A 17,103-nucleotide genomic window follows, 5' to 3' on the forward strand; every position below is an offset into this window, starting at 1 on the left:
ATCTCGATGCCCGCCGTCTCCTTCAGGTACGACCGGGCGACGGCGCCGAGCGCCACGCGGGCCGCCGTCTCGCGCGCCGAGGCACGCTCCAGGATCGGCCGGGCCTCGTCGAAGCCGTACTTCTGCATGCCCGCGAGGTCCGCGTGTCCGGGACGCGGACGGGTCAGCGGGGCGTTGCGGGCAAGCCCCGCGAGGATCTCCTGGTCCACCGGGTCGGCCGCCATGACCTGCTCCCACTTGGGCCACTCGGTGTTGCCGACCATGACCGCGACCGGGGAGCCGAGGGTGAGACCGTGCCGGACTCCGCCGAGGAAGGTGACCTCGTCCCGCTCGAACTTCATCCGCGCACCGCGCCCATAGCCGAGCCGCCGCCGCGCGAGGTGGTCGGCGACCATCTCCGTGGTGATCGGCACGCCGGCGGGAAGGCCCTCCAGCGTCGCGACAAGTGCGGGACCGTGGGACTCCCCCGCGGTCAGCCAACGCAGCCTGCTCAACAGTGCTCTCCCGTCCCGCCGATGCGGGCCCCGTGCAGCCACTCGACCTTGTCGTACAGTTCGTGGACCGTGAAGGAGGACAGCATCGCGTTGCGGGCGGCAGCGGCGTCTTTGGCCGGGTGGTAGAGCTGTTCACCCATGGCGCGGGCCAGGTGCTGCACCGCGGCGGTGCGCCCGTACCGCTCGGCGTTGTACTTCTCCAGGCGTTGCGGAATGTCGTCGGCGGCTCCCGCGAGCAGTTGGCCGATGAGGACGCCGTCCTCGAGGGCCATGCAGGCGCCCTGGGCCGCGTACTGGAGCATGGGGTGCGCGGCGTCACCGAGGAGGGCGACGCGGCCGTCCGTCCAGCGCTCGACCGGGTCGCGGTCGCACAGGACCCATTCCTTCCAGTCGGTCCCCAGTTCCAGCAGCTGGCGGGCGGTGTCGCTCAGTTCGGGGAACTCGGACAGGACGTGCGTCCGCTCGGCGGGCCGGCCGACCACGACGTCGCGTGCGCCGTCGTCGCGGGTGGCCGCCAGGTTGAGGAACTTCCCGCTGCCGATGGGATAGTGGACGAAGTGCCATCGGGGACCGGCCCACAAGGTGACGGTGTTCCAGCGCAGTTCCTGCGGAACCAGCTCCATGGGGATGACGGACCGGTAGATCGTGTGGCCGGACACGCGCGGCGCACCGTCACCGACGAGCCGGCTGCGAACGGCGGAACGGATGCCGTCGGCGCCGATGAGCACCGCGCCGATGAAACGCTGCCCGGTGTCGGTGATCGCCGTGACGCTCTCCGCGTCCTGCTCGTACCGGGTCACGGAGCACTTGGTGTGCAGCGTGATGTTCCGCTCCGCGACACAGCCGTCGAGGAGAGCCTGGTAGAGGTCACCGCGGTGCACGACGGCGTACGGATTGCCGAAGCGGGTGCGGTATGCGCCGGTGAGCGGCATGCTCGCGACCCGCTGACCGGTGGTACCGTCCATGAACCTCAACTCGTCGATGTAGACGGCGCGTTGCCGTGCCGCTGCGCCGACGCCGAGGCGGTCCAGGGCATGGAAGGCGTTCGGGCCCAGCTGGATGCCCGCACCCAGTTCGCTGAAGTCGTCCTTTCGTTCCAGCACGACGACCTGGTGGCCGTGGCGCGCGATGCTCAGTGCCGCCGCGAGGCCGCCGATACCGCCCCCGGCAATGAGTACCTTCATCATGATCCTTGTCGCTGTGGGGAAGTCGGTTGAGAGGTCGGGGGGAAGAGCCGGCGCAGCTCCTCGTGGAATCCGGGAAAGGTCTTTCCGACGCAGGACGGGTCGTCGAGCGTGATGCCGGGGACACGGAGTCCAAGGACGGAAAAGGCCATGCCGATGCGGTGATCGCGACGGCAGGCGACACGGGCGCCCGTAGGAGTGCCGGGGTGGACGGTGATCCGGTCGTGGCCCTCGTCGGTGTCCACGCCGAGGGCGCGCAGGTTCTGCGCGACGGCGGCGATGCGGTCCGATTCCTTGAGCCGGGCGTGGGCGATGCCACGGATGGTGATGGGCGCGTCGGCCAGGGGGGCGATGGCCGCCAGTGTCATGAAGGTGTCGGAGATCTCCCCCATGTCGACCGAGAAGCCTCCTCGCAGCCGGCCCTCGCCCGTGACGCTGGTGGCTGCCTCCGTGACCTCCACCCGCGCCCCCAGCCGCCGCAGCACGTCGACGAAGCGCAGGTCGCCCTGGAGGCTGCCGTGGCCCAGGCCGGGCACGGTGACGGTGGCGCCGGTGACCGCGGCGGCCGCGAAGACATAGGAGGCGGTGGAGGCATCCGGTTCCACGATGAGGTCGACGGCGCTGTAGCCGCCGGGCCGGACTTCGATGACGTCTTCGAGCGGTTCGGTGACCTGCGCGCCGAACCGACGCATCAGGGCCAGTGTCATGGCGATGTACGGGCGGCTGACGAGGCCGTCGACCGTGAGGGTCACCGGTGTGCGCATCAAGGGGGCCGCCATCAGCAGCCCGGACAGGAACTGGCTGCTCAGCGAGGAGTCCACGGTGATCGCGCCGCCGTCGAGTCCCCCGGCCTCCACCGCCATGGGCAGTCCGCCGCCCGGACCGGTGGTCACCGTGGCTCCCAGCGCGGCCAGCGTGTCGGCCAGCGGACGCAGGGGGCGGGCTCTGAGCTGAGCGCTGCCGTCGAACACGAACCGGCCCCGGCCCACGGCCGCGAAGGGCGGCAGGAAACGGGCCGCCGTTCCGGCGTCCTCACACCAGACGTCGGCCCTCCCCGTGGGGCCGTGCCCGACGCCCGTGACCTCCCAGACCTCGTCGTGCTCCGGTCCCCCGGCCCAAAAGCCGAGGTCCACCAGCGCCGTACGGAAGGCGAGGGTGTCGGCGCTGACGAGGGGGAACCGCAGCCGGGACGTGCCCATCGCCGCTGCGGCCAGCAGCAGGGCGCGGTTGGTGATGCTCTTGGAGCCGGGGATACGGGCCGTCCTCCCGGCGGGGTGCGCGGTCGTGTCCGTCATGGACTGTCCTCCAGCGTGTGGCACGTCGGGGCGCGTGGGCTCAGCCGGTGAAGGCGAGGCCCAGACGGGCCAGTTGGACGGTGTCGTAGGCGCCCTCCGTGGTGGCCTCGACGTCGAAGACGTGCCTCTCGGTGGGCGGATAGCCGATGAGTTCGGCAGCCCTGGCGGGGATGGGCGCGGCCGCGGCCTGCGCCGATTCCCACAGGAAGACGGCGCCCCACCGGTTGGTGCGCTCGTCGGAGATCCACACCTTCAGGCGCAGCCCCTGTACCCGGGAGAAACGATCCACTGCCTCGTCGCGCAGAAAGTCCCGGAGCGAGGCGATGGTCTGCTCGGACCGGTCGAGGTCCCACCACGCGATCACCGCCCGCACGAGCGCAGCACCCCCACGAGCGCGTCACCGATGATGCGTACGCCGTCCTGGGTGAGCACGGACTCGGCGTGGAACTGCATCGAGGCGAAGCCCGGACCGCGCAGCGCGTGGACCTCCCCGGTGCCGTCGTCCCGGCTCGCCTGGACGATCCCCCTGCCGGGAACCTCGAACTCGTCCCGTGTGCTGCGGGCGGCGAACGTGTTGTAGAAGCCGACCCGTTCATGTGCTCCGAACAGGTCGATCTCCCGCTGAACGCCCTGGTTGGGCACCGGCCGGCGTACCAGTTCCAGGCCGAGCAGGGTGCTGAGCACCTGATGGCTCAGGCAGACGGCGAGGAAGGGCCGGCGCTGGTCCAGGAGCGCGTGGAGCGCGGACCGCAGGAGTGTGATCTTGGGGTTGCGGGTGGCGCGCGGATCGCCGGGGCCGGGGCCCATGACGACGACGTCGTGGTCGTCGAAGGAGTACGGCTCGTCGAAGCGCCGCACCGTCGGCTTCAGCCCCATGGCCCGCAACTGGTGGCCGATCATGGAGGTGAAGGTGTCCTCCGCGTCCACCACGAGGACCCGGCAGCCCGCCAGTTCGGACCTCTGGCCGGTCCGGTCCGCGCGCTCGCCGATCCAGAACCCGGCGATCGAGTGGTTGCGCTGCTCGAGGGCCTGGCGCACGCGCGGGTGCTCGGCGAAGCGTGCGGAGCCGTCGGCGCCCAGAGCGGCGAGGAGGCCGGCCGCCTTGGCCCGCGTCTCGTCGACCTCCGAGCCCGGGTCGGAATGCCGTACCAGGGTGGCACCGACGCCGATGCTCAGCCGACCCCTGTCGTCGATGTCGGCGGTGCGGATGAGGATCGAGGAGTCGAGCGTGCGCCGTCCCCGCTCGTCCTGCCCGATCAGGGCGACGACACCGCTGTAGTAGCCGCGCCCGCGGGGCTCGTACCGGTTGATCACCCGGCAGGCACTCTCCAGCGGACTGCCCGTCACCGTCGGTGCGAACAGGGTCTCACGCAGGATCGTGCGGGGGTCGTGGTCGCTCGCGCCCTCGATGAAGTACTCGGTGTGCGCGAGCCGCGCCATCTCCTTCAGATACGGCCCCACGACCCTGGGAGCGGGGTCGCAGATCCGGGCCATCATCTTGAGTTCCTCGTCGACGACCATGTACAGCTCGTCGGCCTCCTTGCGGTCGGCGAGGAAGTCCATCACCCCCGACAGGGTGGGGCCGGAGGGCGGATAGCGGTAGGTGCCGCTGATGGGGTTCATCACGGCCCGGCCGGCCCGCAGGCTCACGTGCCGCTCGGGGGAGGCACCGACGAAGGTGCGGTCGCCGGTGTGCACGACGAACGTCCAGTACGCCCCCTGCTCCCGCTCCAGCAGCCGCCGGAAGAACGCCAGGGCACTGTGCACCGTGTAGTCGGTGATGTCGGCGACGAATGACCGCTTGATGACGAAGTTCGCTCCCTCGCCCGTGCCGATCTCGTCCGCGATCACCTTGCGGACGATGCCTGCGTACTCGTCGTCGTCCAGGTCGAAGGCGCCGCCGCTGAGCGCGACCGGCTCGCCCGGCAACCGCCCCAGGGCGTCGCTCACCGCGACGGAGGCCTGCTCCTCCACGGTGATCGTGATCAGCGGTTCGCCGTCGTCGGCACAGGCGTAGCCGCGCTCGGCGACCTGGCGGTAGGGGATCAGCGCCAGGACCTCCTGGCGCGCCCCGGCGTCGGGATCGGGTGCCTCGCCCAGGGGTATCCGGTCCACGGCGTCCACCGTCGAGGCCGTACCCGTCAGGATCTCCAGGGTGTCCGGGCCGCTCACTTCGGGGCGGTGCAGCAGCGCGAAGGCGGACGGCCTCGGTCCGAGGATCCGGCCGAGCAAGTCGTGTGCCATGCGGGGGCTCTCCTCGTTCACCGGCCGAGCTCCTCGATCAGGGACTTCGTCGTGGTGACCTGGGCGCAACGCTCGGCGGCGTAGTCGAGGGCCAGCCGGTGGTACGCCTCGGTGAAGTCGGCGACGGCGTCGGCCACCAGAAACGTTTCGATGTCGTTGGTGAAGGCCTCCACCGCGGTTGACAGCACCCCGATGTGCGCGTACACACCGCACAGGATCAGCTGGTCGCGTCCGTGGGCGCGCATCCGGTCCAGCAGGTCGGACCGGAAGAAGGCGCTGTAGCGCCACTTGGTGAGCAGCCAGTCGTCCGGGCCCGGCGCGAGCGGCTCCACGACCTCCCGGTCGGCGGGGTCGACGCGCATCCCCGGTCCCCAGAAGTCCTTGAGCAGTCCGCGCTGTTCGTCGGTCATTCCGCCCGGCTGCGCGGTGTACGCGACGGGCATGCCGGAGGCGACCGCCTGTTCGCGGAGCCGGGTCGCGTTGCGCACGAGGTCGGCACCGGGTGCCTCGCCCTCGGGGAACTGCCGGACGAAGTACCGCTGCATGTCGTGGACGAGCAGGACCGCGCGGTCCGGATCGGCCTGCCACGCCGCCGTGTTGGCGGGCAGGTCCCCGGCCCGGGGCATCGGATAGGGCTGGAGGGAGGGTATCCCTGGCATGGTCTTCCTCGTATCGCTTGGGTTGTCAGACGCCGAGGGTCGCGCCGCCGTCGACGGTGAGGTCGTGCATCGTGATGTGCGAGGCCTGATCCGAAAGGAGGAACGCCACCGCCTCGGCCACGTCCGAGGGGCGGGCCAGCTTGCCGAGTGGTATGCCGACGCGGTAGGCGCCGGGCGAGCCTTCCAGGGTCGCGGTGCGCCCGCTGTCGTCCTTCCACATGGACGTGAGCATCGGTGTCTCGGTGGAGCCGGGAGCGACCACGTTGCACCGGATGCCGTACGGGGCGACCTCGAGGCCGAGGCACTTGGTGAACATGGTCGCCGCGGCTTTGGACGCCGAGTACGCGGCCATGTCCGTGCGTGCCGTTCCCGCCGCGTTGGAGGCGATGGTGACGACGGCCCCGGAGCGCCGCGGGACCATGCGGTTGACCGCCGCGCGCGACATGAAGAACACGCCTGTGGCATTGACCGCGAAGGTCACGGCCCAGTCCGCGTCGGTGAGGTCCCGGGCCTTCGCCAGGCGCAGTACGCCCGCCCCGTTGACCAGATGGTCGAGCGGTCCCAGCGCGTCCTCGACATCCGCGACCAGTCGCTCGGCGCCGGCGCTCGTGGTGACGTCGGCGGGGAACGCCCGCACCCGCAGCCCGTCGGCGGCCAGTTTCCCGGCCACCTCGCTCAGCCGGTCACCGTCCTTGTCCACGGCGGCCACCGAAGCCCCGCGTTCGCCCAGGGTACGGACGACCGCTTCGCCTATTCCGCCCGCTGCTCCCGTGACCAGCGCGATCTTTTCCCGCATGATGAACAGGTCTCCTTGTCAGCGACGCCAGGCGGAGGCGACCTCAACGGCCTGCCGGGGATTGAGCCGCGGGTCGCAGAAGCTCGTGTACTTGTCTCCGACCGAATCCAGGAACGTGGGGTCTGCGACACATTCCGTGACGTGGTCCGGGGTGGTTTCCAGGTGCAGGCCGCCGGGAATTTCACCGGCCAGCGCCACGGATTCCTGGAATTCCTCGACCTCGCGTACGACGGTCTTCACGAAACGGGTCTTCAGACCGTCGGGGCCGCACTCGGTGTTGCCGTGCATCGGGTCGGACAGCCAGATCGCCGGGTGCCCGGCGCCGCGCACGGCGGCGACCAGGGCGGGGAGCTTTCGGGGCGCCGTACCGGCGCCCATGCGCGCGATGAGCGTCAGCCGGCCGGGGACCCGGTCGGGGTCCAGCCGCTCGCACAGGCGCAGCAGTTCCTCCGGCGTCATGGTCGGTCCCACCTTGCAGGCCACCGGGTTGCGCACGGCCGCCAGCAGCGCCACGTGGGCGCCGTCCACCTGCCGGGTGCGCTCGCCGATCCACGGCCAGTGCGTCGACGTCAGCAGCAGGCTGCCGTCCTCCTGCCGGCGCAGCATGGGCAGTTCGTAGTCGAGGAGGAGGGCCTCGTGGCTGGTCCACACGGGGGCCTGGGCGCGCCGGGCGCTGCCGGCCGAGCCGAGGTGTTCCATGACCTCGCGCGCGGCTCGGTGGCCGGTCAGCATGCGCCGGGGGTCGGGCTGTCGCAGCACCGGGTCGGGGTTCGGGTCATTCACCATGTGCCCGCGGTAGACGGGCAGTTCCACGCCCTGGACCGTTTCAGTGGGCCTGGAACGCGGCTTGGCGTACTGGCCGCCGAGCCGGCCGACGCGCACCACGGGCCTGCCCGCGTTGACGCGCATGACACCCGCCAGGAGGTCGAGCACCGCCGCCTTGCGGGCGATGTCCACACGGCCGTTCTCCGCCCAGTCCTCGGCGCAGTCACCGGTCTGGACCACCTGGGCGTGCCCGTGGGCGACCGCCCTGAGGTGGTCGTGCAGCCGGGCCACGTCCGCGGCCTCGACGAGCGGCGGCAGCGCGCTCAGTTCGCGCCTCACTCGCTCCGTCTCAGGATGGTCCTGCCAATCGGGCTGCTGCAGAGCGGGGAGCGATTCGATGTAAGCGAGCTCGCTGTTCAACTCGGTTCCTCTCGTGGGGATGAAGAAAGATTTCTTCGGCTGAACTCGTGAGTTGCTTTCATCGATTCTGCGGAATTGAGGAATCTCCGTGAAGGGGAGATTCCTTACTTCGTCATGTTCCGGTGGAGCGCGACGAATTCATCCGGGGGGCGGAAACACATTCGTCCGACCGGGGGCCGCGGTAAGTCATGGAAAACACGCGTCCCGGCCTCGTGGCACATCGGGCCACGAGGCCGGGACGCCATGGATCAGGCGATGAGACCCGCCTGCGGGATCAGCTGGTGACGCCGCCGTCGATGACGAGGTCGTGGCCGACGACGAAGCTCGACTCGTCGGACGCCAGCCACAGCACCGCGTTGACGATCTCGTCCGTGGTCGCGACGCGGGCGATCGGAACCGTCGTGGCCAGCCGGGCCGCGCGGTCGGCGTCGGTCTCCCCGGGACGCAGCGACATGCCGGTGTCCGTGGCGCCGGGGCTCACCGCGTTGATGCGCACGTTGTCCTTGATGTGGTCCAGGGCGGCGACCCGGGTGAGGGTGCTCACGGCGGCCTTGGACGCGGCGTAGGCGGCCATGCCGGGGCGGCGGCCGTGGTAGCCGATGTTGGACGCGGTGTTGACGATGACGCCGCCACCGTGCGCTCGCATGTGCGCGATCTCCTGCTGCATGCCGAGCAGGACGCCGTTCAGGTTGACGTCCAGCACGGACCGCCACACGGTCAGGTCCAGGTCTCCGACAGGGGTGGGCTTGCCGAAGATGCCCGCGTTGTTGTGCGCGACGTGCAGGCCGCCGTGGCGTTCCACCGTGGTGCGTACCAGGCGCTCCATGTCCTCGGGCCGGGTGACGTCGGCGACGACGGCGCCGGCGGTGCCGCCGTCCTCGTCGACGAGTCGCACGGTCTCCTCGATGGACTCCGGCCGGGCTCCGGCGGCGACCACGGTGGCGCCCTCACGGGCGAACGCCCTGGCGCTGGCCCGGCCGATGCCGGATCCGGCCCCGGTGACGATGACGACCTTGTCCTTGAATCGGGCGGTCATGGGTGGTGCTCCTTGACACTTGTCGTAGCAGATGGATGTTCAGGGTGCCCAAGCGGCGGAAGGACCGCGGTCTTTCAGCCGCCGTCCCGGGGTGGGCGAGGGCGCAGCAGGAAGACCGCGCACACCGCGGCGGCCGCGAAGGCCACGGCCGCGATGGTGAAGGCGAAGCCGTAGCCGGAGGTCAGGGCGGACGCCGTAGCCATGCCGGTGTGCTCCATTTTTGTGGTGTGCCCGGTGGCCAGGGTCACCAGGACGGCGAGACCGATGGCCGGGCCGGCCTCCAGCGCGGTGTTGACCACGGCGCCGGCGAGACCGGCCTGGTCCTGAGGGACGTCGGTGGTTGCGGTGACGGTGGAACCGGCGAACACCAGCGCGGCCCCGGCGGGAAAGAGCACGAGCCCGGCCAGTAGGGCGCCGCCGTACGGCGTGTCTGTGCCGATCAGGCCCAGCGCCGCCAGTCCCAGCCCGGCGACCGCCAGACCGGTGACCAGCACCACGCGTGGGCCGAAGCGCTGCACCAGCCTGCCCACGCACAGTCCGCTGACGACCAGGGTCAGACCGAAGGGCAGGAACGCCGCTGATGTCTCCAGAGCGGAATAGCCGCGGACCTCCTGGAAGTACAGCGCGAGCATGAAGAAGATCGTGGTGATCCCGGCGGCTCCCAGGAAGACCGCCAGCAGCGCCATCGCCCTGCGGGGTGAAGAAAGGAACGACAGCGGCAGGAGCGGCTGCGCCACCCGTGCCTCGGCCACGACGAAGCCCAGCAGCAGCGCGCCGCCGCCGGCCAGCGTGCCGAGCGCCACCGGGGAGGTCCATCCGCGCTCCGGCGCCTCCACCAGGCCGTAGCTGAGCAGGGCGATCCCCGTGGTGACCAGGGCGGCCCCGAGCACGTCCAGCCGACCGCCCCGGCCCCGGGGAGCTGCGCCTTCGGGGATCAGCCGTGGGGCGGCGACGACGGTCACCGCCGCCACCGCGACGGGCACGACGAACGCCCAGCGCCAGGAGTTCGACGAGGCCACCACCCCGGACAGGAGCATCCCGGCGGTCCCGCCGGAGGCCGCGAGACCGCCCCAGACCGCCATGGCACGGGCGTACCGCGCGGGCTCCGGGTGTACGACGCTCACCAGTGCCATCGCGGCCGGTACGGCCAGTGCGGCGCCTGCCCCCTGGGCGAAGCGCGCCGCCAGCAGCATCCACAACCCCGTGGACACCCCCGCCAGCGCCGAACTCGCGCCGAACACGAGCGTGCCGAGGAGGAACACCCGGCGGTTTCCGTACAGGTCGGACAGCCGGCCGCCCAGCAGCAGCACTCCGCTGAACGACATGCCGTAGGAGGCCGAGAGCAGCGCGAGTTCGGCACGGTCGAGTCCGAACTCGCGCTGGATGTCGGGGAGTACGACGTTGAGCACGCTCATGGCGAGGATGAGCACGAACTGGACCGACGCCAGCAGGGCGAAGGCCAGGCCTCTTCTCCTGTCGCGTGCCGCCCCGCCGGCTGCTTCGGCCGGCTTCGTCCGCTCCGCCTCGGCGACGTCATGCTGCTGCACAGCTCGCCTCACGTGTGGTCGGGAAGGGTGATGGACTGCGAGTGCCGGAAGGTGTTCCGGGGATCGTAGGCGGCCTTGACCCGCTGCAGGCGCGGGTAGTTGTCCTTGTAGTAGAGCGTGTGCCAGGGCACGCCGGTGGTGTTGACCTTGGTGTCGGTGATGTCGGCGTCCGGGTAGTTGACGTAGCAGCCGTCCGTGGCCGCGCCCGGTACGGGATATCCGCCGGTGGTGGAGAAGACCTCGCCGTACACGTCACGCACCCAGCCGATGTTCGCGTCGTCGTCGGTGGAGCTCGACCAGAAGCTCTGGAACAGCCCCTTGAAGAGCGAGTCCCGCTGCGCCGACGCGGTGTCGCCGGAGCCCACCGTGTTGATCTTTCCGCCGTACGAGAGGAGGACGACCATGGACTGGGGATTCTGGTGGTCGGTGCGCGTCAAGTGCCGGTACATCGCCGTGGCCTGCGCCGCGGTGACGTTCCTGCGCAGGTAGGCGGACTTGTGGTGGCCGCGCAGCGTCGGATTGGTCAGGGTCGGGTTGCTCGCGCCCAGCAGCTTGACCGAGTGCAGCCACGGAAGGCGCTGCGGCGTGAACAGGTCGGGCAGCGCGCCCAGTTCACCGACGGACTCGGACATCGGACGTACGGCCGCATCGGACAGCGAGGAGGTGACCTCGGTGAGGAAGTCGTCGAGCACCTTCTGCGCGTTCGGCACGGTGGCGTCGATCTGGGTGAGCAGGCCGATGCTGCCGTTCGCCCGGTGATTCATCATCAGGAAGCTGCACAGGGAGGCCGCGGCGGATTCGGCCGAGCGGTTCTTCTCGTGCCAGGCGCCGAACTTCTGCACGAGCGAGGTGAAGGAGTCCTTGTCCAGCTCGCTCCAGGGCAGGGCGATTGCGCTGACGAGGACCTCCTTCGGGGGCTTGGGCAGCAGCGAAGAGGGGTCGGTGCCGGTGGCACCAGGGCTGCGGAACCAGTACCGCGTGATGACACCGAAGTTGCCGCCGCCACCGCCGGTGTGCGCCCACCACAGGTCGCGGTTGGGGTCGTCGGCCTCGCGCGTGGCCACCACGCTGCGGGCCTTGCCCTTCGCGTCGACGACGACGACCTCGACCGCGTACAGGTGGTCCACGGTCAGGCCGTGCCGTCGGGAGAGCATTCCGTAGCCGCCGCCGCTGAAGTGACCGCCGGCCCCCACCGAGTAGCACATGCCACCGGGGACGGTGACACCCCAGCCCTTGAACAGGGAGTCGTACACGTGGAGCAGCGTCGATCCCGCGCCCACTTCGAAGGCCTTGAGCTTCTCGTCGTAGGCGACGGTGTCGAGCAGGGAGGTGTCGATGACCACCCGGACCTCGGAGTTGAAGACGAAGTCCGTGTAGCAGTGGCCGCCGCTGCGCACCGAGATGCGCTTGTTGCCGTCCACGGCTTCCTGCACGGCCCTCACCACCTGCTTGGTGGTCCGCACCAGCCGGACGGAATCGGGGCGGGCGACCCAGCGGGTGTTGTTGCCGACGACGAGATCGGCATAACGGGGGTCGCCCGGAAGAACGGTGACGGCGTCGGCGTCGGGAGCGGCGGTGGCGGCCGCCGCGACGGGGCCGGCCTCCAGGGTCGTGGCGGCTATCGCGGCGGCCGTGCCGGCCAGGACGCTTCGTCTTTTCATGGAACTCGCGTTCTCTTTCTGTATCGGTGCAAGGTTCTGGACAGTCGCACGGGTCCGGTGTGTGTCGAGCGGTCAGTCGCCCCAGATCACGCCGAGCCCGAGATTCTCCGCGAATTCCATGGTGCGGTCGACCGACCAGGATTCACCGACCGGCGCCGAATTTTCCAGCCGGGTCGGATATCCGGTCTCAGAGAAGAACCTCTCGAATCCGCCGGGCGTGGTGATGACATAGAATCGGGCGGTTTCGCTCTCCACCAGGTAGGAATGCGGTATGCCACGGGGCAGAAACAGCACACCAGCACCGTTGACGATTTCGGTGCGGTCCCCGACGGTGAGGAGAACCTCCCCTCCCTCGATGATGAAGATCTCATCCTCGAGCGTGTGGGTGTGGCGCGGTGCGCGTTCTCCCATCACCGCGCTGAAGTGCGTGATTCCCAACGCGCCACCGGTCTCCTGGGCAGAGAGTTTCGTGGTGACCACAGACCCCTTCCCCCAGAGCCGGGAAACCCCCTCGCCGTCGCGGCGAATCACCGGTGACCGTCCGTCGAGCCCTGTGGTCAAGGTACCTCCAGAAAAACTGCATTTACTCACTCACCAGTTCGCCGGGAGCCTCACATGCCACCGTCGCCGCCTGCAACGCGAACGGGCTTAGTTTGTCAGGTATCACCCCGCCGACTTCCGGAACACATAACGAGTCGGCGTGCAACCCCGAGCCGCATACTTTGTCAGGTGCTCGCGACGTGACCACTCAGCAACTCGGCCGTTATCGCGGCATGCACGGAAGCGTTGTGCCGGGCCCTAGAATTACGGCTGCCCGTTACGTCTCGTTCGACTGCTGGAGTGGAGGCAGTCATTGACCATGTGCCCGCGCACGAAACGCAGTGGCGTCCTGGACCAACTCACGGCGGAGGGGGTCGGTCTCTGGCTGGACGACTACCACCGTGGCCGGCTGGCCGACGGCAGCCTGCAGAGACTGGTGGCCGACGGGCTGGTCAGCGGTGTCGTCTCCCGGCCCGTGGCGGTCGCGCGCGCGATGTCGGACACCACCGCCTACCGGGATCAACTGAACCGGCTCTCGAGCGCGGCCGGCTCGGCCGAGGAGCGCGTCTATGCGCTCCTCGTCGAGGACGCCCGTGCAGCCTGCACCGCGCTGGAACCTGTGTTCCGGGCGACGAAGGGCATGCACGGCTGGGTCTCCCTCGGCATCGCGCCCCGGCTGGCCGCGGATGCCAAGGCCATGGCCGACCACTCCAGGCGGCTTGCGGAGATGGTCGACCGCCCCAACGTACTGATCCGGATTCCCGTCATGGGCAGGGGACTTGCCGCCGCCGGTGACCTGCTCGCCCATGGAGTCGGCGTGCATGTCACCTCCGTGTACTGCGTTCAACGGTATGCCCAGGCAGTGGACGTCTACTTCCGCGGCCTGGAACGCGCCATGGCCGGCGGACACGCCGCGTCGGCCGTCACCTCGCTCGTCTCGCTGGACCTCGGCCATCTGAACGGCAGCGTCGACGCTCTGCTGGACGACTCGGCGGACCCCTGCGCCGCCGCACTGCGCGGTCAGGCCGGGGTGGCCACCGCGCGGCTCGTCTACCGCCGCTACGAGGAGAGCCTCGGCAGTTCCCGCTGGCGCTCCCTGGTGGTCGGCGGCGCCCGCCCGCAACGCCTGCTCTGGACATCGGAGAACGCGCCGGAATCCCCTCTGGCCGCGCTGGACCGGGTCGAGCGGCTCATCGCCTGGATGACCTTGCACGCCCTGCCCCAGTCGGCGCTCGAAGCGCTGGACCGCCACGAAGGGTTCCACGGTGACACCCTCTCCGATGAATACGGCTCGGCCTGCGGGGTGTTGGACGGGCTCGAACGGGCCGGCATCGTCTTCGACTCGGTCGCGCGCGATCTGGAAGTTGCCGCGCTCGAGAGGGAACGGGCCGGATGGGACGAGCTCTTGACGGCTGTTCAGGCGGGCTGAGTCATCGTTCGGACGGGCGGGGTACGCAGCCCGCCCCGGAGCACGGCGCCGTCGTACACCTCCGAGGACCTCTCGCCGGAACGTATTTCCACCAGGAAGTGCTCGACCACGTCTCCCCTGTCCGCGACGACGTGCCTGCTGAGCACCCGCAGTCGCCGCCCCGTCTCCTCGGCGATCCGGTGCAGTCCGTCCAGGTCTCCCCTGCTGCTGAAGTGCAGCAGGGCCCGGCCCCCGTTCGTCAGCCGGCGCGGGGCCTCGTTCACGTACCTGCGGTGTGCTTCGTATCCGGGATCCACATAGGCACGTTCCAGGTCAGTACCGAACCGGTAGTGCTCAGGCGCGCGGACGTACGGCGAACTCCAGACGATCGTGTCGAAGAGCTGTCCCGCGGGCAGCCCTTCAAAAAGGTCGCTGTGCACGGCCCGGACCCGGTCGGCGACCCCGTGCCGCCGTGCGTTGAGCGCTGCGTTCGCCACCGCCTCCGCGTTGATGTCAGAGGCGACGACCCGCTCACAGCCAGCGAGCGCCGCGGCAACGGCAACGACTCCGGTGCCGCAGCCGACCTCCAGAAACGCGCCGCGCCAAGGGCGGCCCACGGGATCGGTGAGGCCGAGCATGTCCAGCACGATCTCGGTGGTGCCCGCGTGCAGGGGAGCGAAGACCGTGTCGAGCAGGTCCCACTCCCTTCCGCACAGCGAGAAGACCCCGGTCCGGTGTTCCGGCCGCATGGAGTCACGGCTGCGTGCGAGCGAATGCAGATAACTCTTGATCTCGGACATACCGCCCCGACGTTCCCCCCTGTGCACCGGGCACCGCCTTCGGCGTTCCCGGCCATCATCCCCATGTTCATGGGCCCCGGCCCGATCCTTCCGTGGCATCCCGGACGAGCGACAGGTGATCCGACCACACAACTGAGCGCGGAGAGGGGTGGCCAGGTCACCACCACCGGGGAACCTCCGCAGTTGCAGCCACGGGGCCTTGAGTTTAGGCTCCCTAAAGACCTGCTTGATCATCGGGGATTCACGGGGGGATGATGACGGGCGGACTGGTGTCGGCCTCGCCGGATGTGATGTCCGTACTGGAACTGCTTGCCGAGGGGGCGCCGGCGGCACGGTTCGAGGAACTACTGCGCGCCGCCCGGAGCAAGGGGGCTTCCGGCGACACTCTCACGGAGCTTGACCAGGCCGTCCGTCTGGCCTCGCGCGTCCAGGCCCTGATCAGCCACGCACAGCAGCGGGAGGCGGGACTTGCCGCGCTCGTCGACACCGCCCACGACCTCACCCTGGTGCACGGCATGGAAGCGCTCCTGCACGAGATCGCACGCCGGGCACGCCGATTACTGAACTTCGACATGGCCTATATCGGACTGCGCGACACGGACGACGAGGGCCGCGCCTCCTCCATCCGCGCGGCGGAGGGCGAGACCACCTCACGCAGCGTAGGCCTGAAGACCTCCGACGGCTCCGGTCTCGGCAGCCTCGTCCAGCGGAGCGGGGCGCCCGCCTGGACCCCCGACTACCTGGCCGACAGGGACGTCCCGCACTCCCCTGACATCGACGGCGTCGTACGGGCCGAAGGCCTGCACGCCATCCTGGCGGTGCCACTCGGCTACGGCACCGCGGTCTTCGGCACCCTCTACGGCGCCGACCGGAAGGTTCGGCACTTCACGCCGGACGAGATCAGCCTCATGCGCTCGCTCGGCAAGCTCGCGGGCGTCGCCATCGAACGCGCGCGGCTGCTGGAGGAGACCCGCGCCGAGGTGACCGAGCTGGAACTGGACACCTCGCGCGCCAGGAGCAGTCTCAACGTGCAGCGCCGTGTCGAGGCCGCCTACATCCGGCTGATCGACCTGGTACTCAGGGGCTGCGATCCGCAGACCCTGGCCGAAGCGGCAGCCAAGGAACTGTCGGGGGCGCTCGTCGTCAAGGACTGCGTCGGGCGCACGGTCGTCGTGACCGGTACGCCTCCCGAGCTCACCGAGGACGACGTCCTCAGGTGGACCTACGACGCCCATGCGGCGGGCTGCCCGGTGTCCATGCCCGAGGGCGGCTGGGTCGCGCCGGTCACAGCCGGCGGCGAGAACCTCGGTGCCATTGTGCTGGTCCCCGACGAACCGCTCACGGACGGCTTCGGGGTGCGGTTGCTCCAGCTCACCGCGCGGGCGATCGCTCTCATCCTGTTGCTGCAGCGCACCTCGACCGTGGCCCACGACCAGATCCGTGACGAACTGCTGGAGGAGTTGCTCAGCGACATCCGGCCGCAGCCGCGCCAGCTGATCCCACGGGCGCGCCGGCTCGGCATCGCCATCGACGAACCGCATGTGATGGTGATAGCCCGGCCCGAGGGAGGTCCGGAAGGCCGGGCCGCCGCGTGGGCGTCCTCGTACGCCCATCGCATGTCCGGGCTCGTGAAGTTCCATGACGGCTGTGTGACGCTGCTCGTCCCCGGCGAGGACCCGCACGCCGCGGGCACCGCAGTGTCCGCGGAGCTGGCGCCGCTCGTCGGCCATCCCGTCACGGTTGGCGCGGCCGGGCCCGTCGTGGGCCCGGGCCGTGTGGCCCAGGCCCACCGCGAGGCCCTCAGCTGCCTGGAGGCGCTCACCGAGCTGGGCAACCTCGGCTGTGTCGCCACCCCGCAGCAGATGGGCTTCCTCGGAGTCCTGCTCTCCGAGACCCACGGCGTCGGCGACTACATCGAGTCCGTGATAGGCCCCGTACTGGACTACGACACCCAGCGCTTCACCGAGCTGACCCGCACGCTCGACGCCTATTTCGCCTCCTCATCGAGCCCGACGCGCGCGGCGTCGGAGCTGCATGTGCACCCCAACACGGTGTCCAGGCGGCTGGAACGCATCACCGAACTCCTCGGAGACGACTGGCAGGATCCCGAACGAGCACTCGAGATCCAGCTCGCCCTCCGACTGCACCGCACCCGGCGAACCCTGCAGCACCGGCAGACGACCGCCGGGGGCGTACGGGACACCGGCAATCCGGCCCCACAGCGGTCGGGTCCGCAAGGGCCGGTTCCATGAGG

The 17,103-nt window shown here is 70.0% G+C and carries 15 protein-coding genes; 2 read left to right on the forward strand and 13 right to left on the reverse strand.

All coding sequences use genetic code 11. The annotated features are described in order from the left end of the window. The 12 genes from Q8A52_RS45435 to Q8A52_RS45490 form a co-directional block, all read right to left on the reverse strand. Positions 1-494 (reverse strand): chorismate synthase (locus tag Q8A52_RS45435; RefSeq protein WP_316763785.1); only part of this gene is annotated, 494 nt, incomplete at its 3' end. After that, positions 491-1,681 carry a 3-hydroxybenzoate 6-monooxygenase gene (locus Q8A52_RS45440; protein WP_316763788.1) on the reverse strand — a complete coding sequence of 397 codons (1,191 nt, stop codon included), beginning with the start codon at positions 1,679-1,681 and terminating at the stop codon, positions 491-493. The genes Q8A52_RS45435 and Q8A52_RS45440, both read right to left, overlap by 4 nt. Beyond that, positions 1,678-2,973 carry a 3-phosphoshikimate 1-carboxyvinyltransferase gene (aroA, locus tag Q8A52_RS45445; RefSeq protein ID WP_316763789.1) on the reverse strand — a complete coding sequence of 432 codons (1,296 nt, stop codon included), beginning with the start codon at positions 2,971-2,973 and terminating at the stop codon, positions 1,678-1,680. The genes Q8A52_RS45440 and aroA overlap by 4 nt, the downstream gene beginning before the upstream one ends. Before the next feature lie 40 nt (positions 2,974-3,013). Next, positions 3,014-3,346 carry a hypothetical protein gene (locus tag Q8A52_RS45450; RefSeq protein WP_316763791.1) on the reverse strand — a complete coding sequence of 111 codons (333 nt, stop codon included), beginning with the start codon at positions 3,344-3,346 and terminating at the stop codon, positions 3,014-3,016. Then, positions 3,334-5,217, reverse strand: a complete 1,884-nt coding sequence (locus tag Q8A52_RS45455) for an anthranilate synthase family protein (RefSeq protein ID WP_316763792.1) — start codon at positions 5,215-5,217, stop codon at positions 3,334-3,336. Before Q8A52_RS45455 ends, Q8A52_RS45450 begins: the two co-directional genes overlap by 13 nt. A 17-nt stretch (positions 5,218-5,234) precedes the next feature. Next, the gene (locus Q8A52_RS45460) at positions 5,235-5,876 is read right to left on the reverse strand and encodes an isochorismatase family protein (RefSeq protein WP_316763793.1); all 642 of its coding nucleotides are present in this window, start codon (positions 5,874-5,876) and stop codon (positions 5,235-5,237) included. 25 nt (positions 5,877-5,901) lie between these two features. Beyond that, positions 5,902-6,672 (reverse strand): 2,3-dihydro-2,3-dihydroxybenzoate dehydrogenase, encoded by a 771-nt coding sequence (locus Q8A52_RS45465; protein WP_316763796.1) that lies wholly within the window; start codon positions 6,670-6,672, stop codon positions 5,902-5,904. 18 nt (positions 6,673-6,690) lie between these two features. Then, positions 6,691-7,857: a 3-deoxy-7-phosphoheptulonate synthase gene (locus Q8A52_RS45470; RefSeq protein ID WP_316763799.1), complete on the reverse strand. Its 1,167-nt coding sequence runs from the start codon at positions 7,855-7,857 to the stop codon at positions 6,691-6,693. 274 nt (positions 7,858-8,131) lie between these two features. Continuing rightward, a complete protein-coding gene (locus Q8A52_RS45475) occupies positions 8,132-8,893 on the reverse strand; it encodes an SDR family NAD(P)-dependent oxidoreductase (RefSeq protein WP_316763801.1) in 762 nt (253 codons plus the stop codon). A gap of 74 nt (positions 8,894-8,967) precedes the next feature. Beyond that, positions 8,968-10,440, reverse strand: a complete 1,473-nt coding sequence (locus Q8A52_RS45480; RefSeq protein ID WP_316763804.1) for an MFS transporter — start codon at positions 10,438-10,440, stop codon at positions 8,968-8,970. Positions 10,441-10,448: 8 nt separating this feature from the next. Next, positions 10,449-12,101 carry an FAD-dependent oxidoreductase gene (locus Q8A52_RS45485; RefSeq protein ID WP_316763806.1) on the reverse strand — a complete coding sequence of 551 codons (1,653 nt, stop codon included), beginning with the start codon at positions 12,099-12,101 and terminating at the stop codon, positions 10,449-10,451. A gap of 72 nt (positions 12,102-12,173) precedes the next feature. Further along, the gene (locus tag Q8A52_RS45490) at positions 12,174-12,662 is read right to left on the reverse strand and encodes a cupin domain-containing protein (protein ID WP_316763808.1); all 489 of its coding nucleotides are present in this window, start codon (positions 12,660-12,662) and stop codon (positions 12,174-12,176) included. Positions 12,663-12,960: 298 nt separating this feature from the next. On the opposite strand from Q8A52_RS45490, the gene Q8A52_RS45495 reads away from it, so the two are divergent. Beyond that, positions 12,961-14,070 carry a transaldolase family protein gene (locus Q8A52_RS45495; RefSeq protein ID WP_316763811.1) on the forward strand — a complete coding sequence of 370 codons (1,110 nt, stop codon included), beginning with the start codon at positions 12,961-12,963 and terminating at the stop codon, positions 14,068-14,070. On the opposite strand, the gene Q8A52_RS45500 is transcribed toward Q8A52_RS45495, so the two are convergent. Further along, the gene (locus Q8A52_RS45500) at positions 14,058-14,849 is read right to left on the reverse strand and encodes a 50S ribosomal protein L11 methyltransferase (RefSeq protein ID WP_316763813.1); all 792 of its coding nucleotides are present in this window, start codon (positions 14,847-14,849) and stop codon (positions 14,058-14,060) included. The genes Q8A52_RS45495 and Q8A52_RS45500 overlap by 13 nt on opposite strands. Positions 14,850-15,100: 251 nt before the next feature. Between Q8A52_RS45500 and Q8A52_RS45505 the strand changes: the two genes are divergently transcribed. Continuing rightward, complete coding sequence (locus Q8A52_RS45505; RefSeq protein ID WP_316763816.1) at positions 15,101-17,101, forward strand: helix-turn-helix domain-containing protein; 2,001 nt, start codon at positions 15,101-15,103, stop codon at positions 17,099-17,101. Positions 17,102-17,103 lie beyond the last annotated feature (2 nt).

Source organism: Streptomyces herbicida, from assembly GCF_032656585.1.
Classification (GTDB): Bacteria; Actinomycetota; Actinomycetes; order Streptomycetales; family Streptomycetaceae; genus Streptomyces; species Streptomyces herbicida.

Bases quoted from the DNA above. Each gene is read 5' to 3' on its own strand.
- aroA (WP_316763789.1), bottom strand. From the start codon at position 2,973: ATGACGGACACGACCGCGCACCCCGCCGGGAGGACGGCCCGTATCCCC.
- Q8A52_RS45475 (WP_316763801.1), bottom strand. From the start codon at position 8,893: ATGACCGCCCGATTCAAGGACAAGGTCGTCATCGTCACCGGGGCCGGA.
- Q8A52_RS45455 (WP_316763792.1), bottom strand. From the start codon at position 5,217: ATGGCACACGACTTGCTCGGCCGGATCCTCGGACCGAGGCCGTCCGCC.
- Q8A52_RS45500 (WP_316763813.1), bottom strand. From the start codon at position 14,849: ATGTCCGAGATCAAGAGTTATCTGCATTCGCTCGCACGCAGCCGTGAC.
- Q8A52_RS45460 (WP_316763793.1), bottom strand. From the start codon at position 5,876: ATGCCAGGGATACCCTCCCTCCAGCCCTATCCGATGCCCCGGGCCGGG.
- Q8A52_RS45485 (WP_316763806.1), bottom strand. From the start codon at position 12,101: ATGAAAAGACGAAGCGTCCTGGCCGGCACGGCCGCCGCGATAGCCGCC.
- Q8A52_RS45440 (WP_316763788.1), bottom strand. From the start codon at position 1,681: ATGATGAAGGTACTCATTGCCGGGGGCGGTATCGGCGGCCTCGCGGCG.
- Q8A52_RS45495 (WP_316763811.1), top strand. From the start codon at position 12,961: ATGTGCCCGCGCACGAAACGCAGTGGCGTCCTGGACCAACTCACGGCG.
- Q8A52_RS45465 (WP_316763796.1), bottom strand. From the start codon at position 6,672: ATGCGGGAAAAGATCGCGCTGGTCACGGGAGCAGCGGGCGGAATAGGC.
- Q8A52_RS45505 (WP_316763816.1), top strand. From the start codon at position 15,101: ATGATGACGGGCGGACTGGTGTCGGCCTCGCCGGATGTGATGTCCGTA.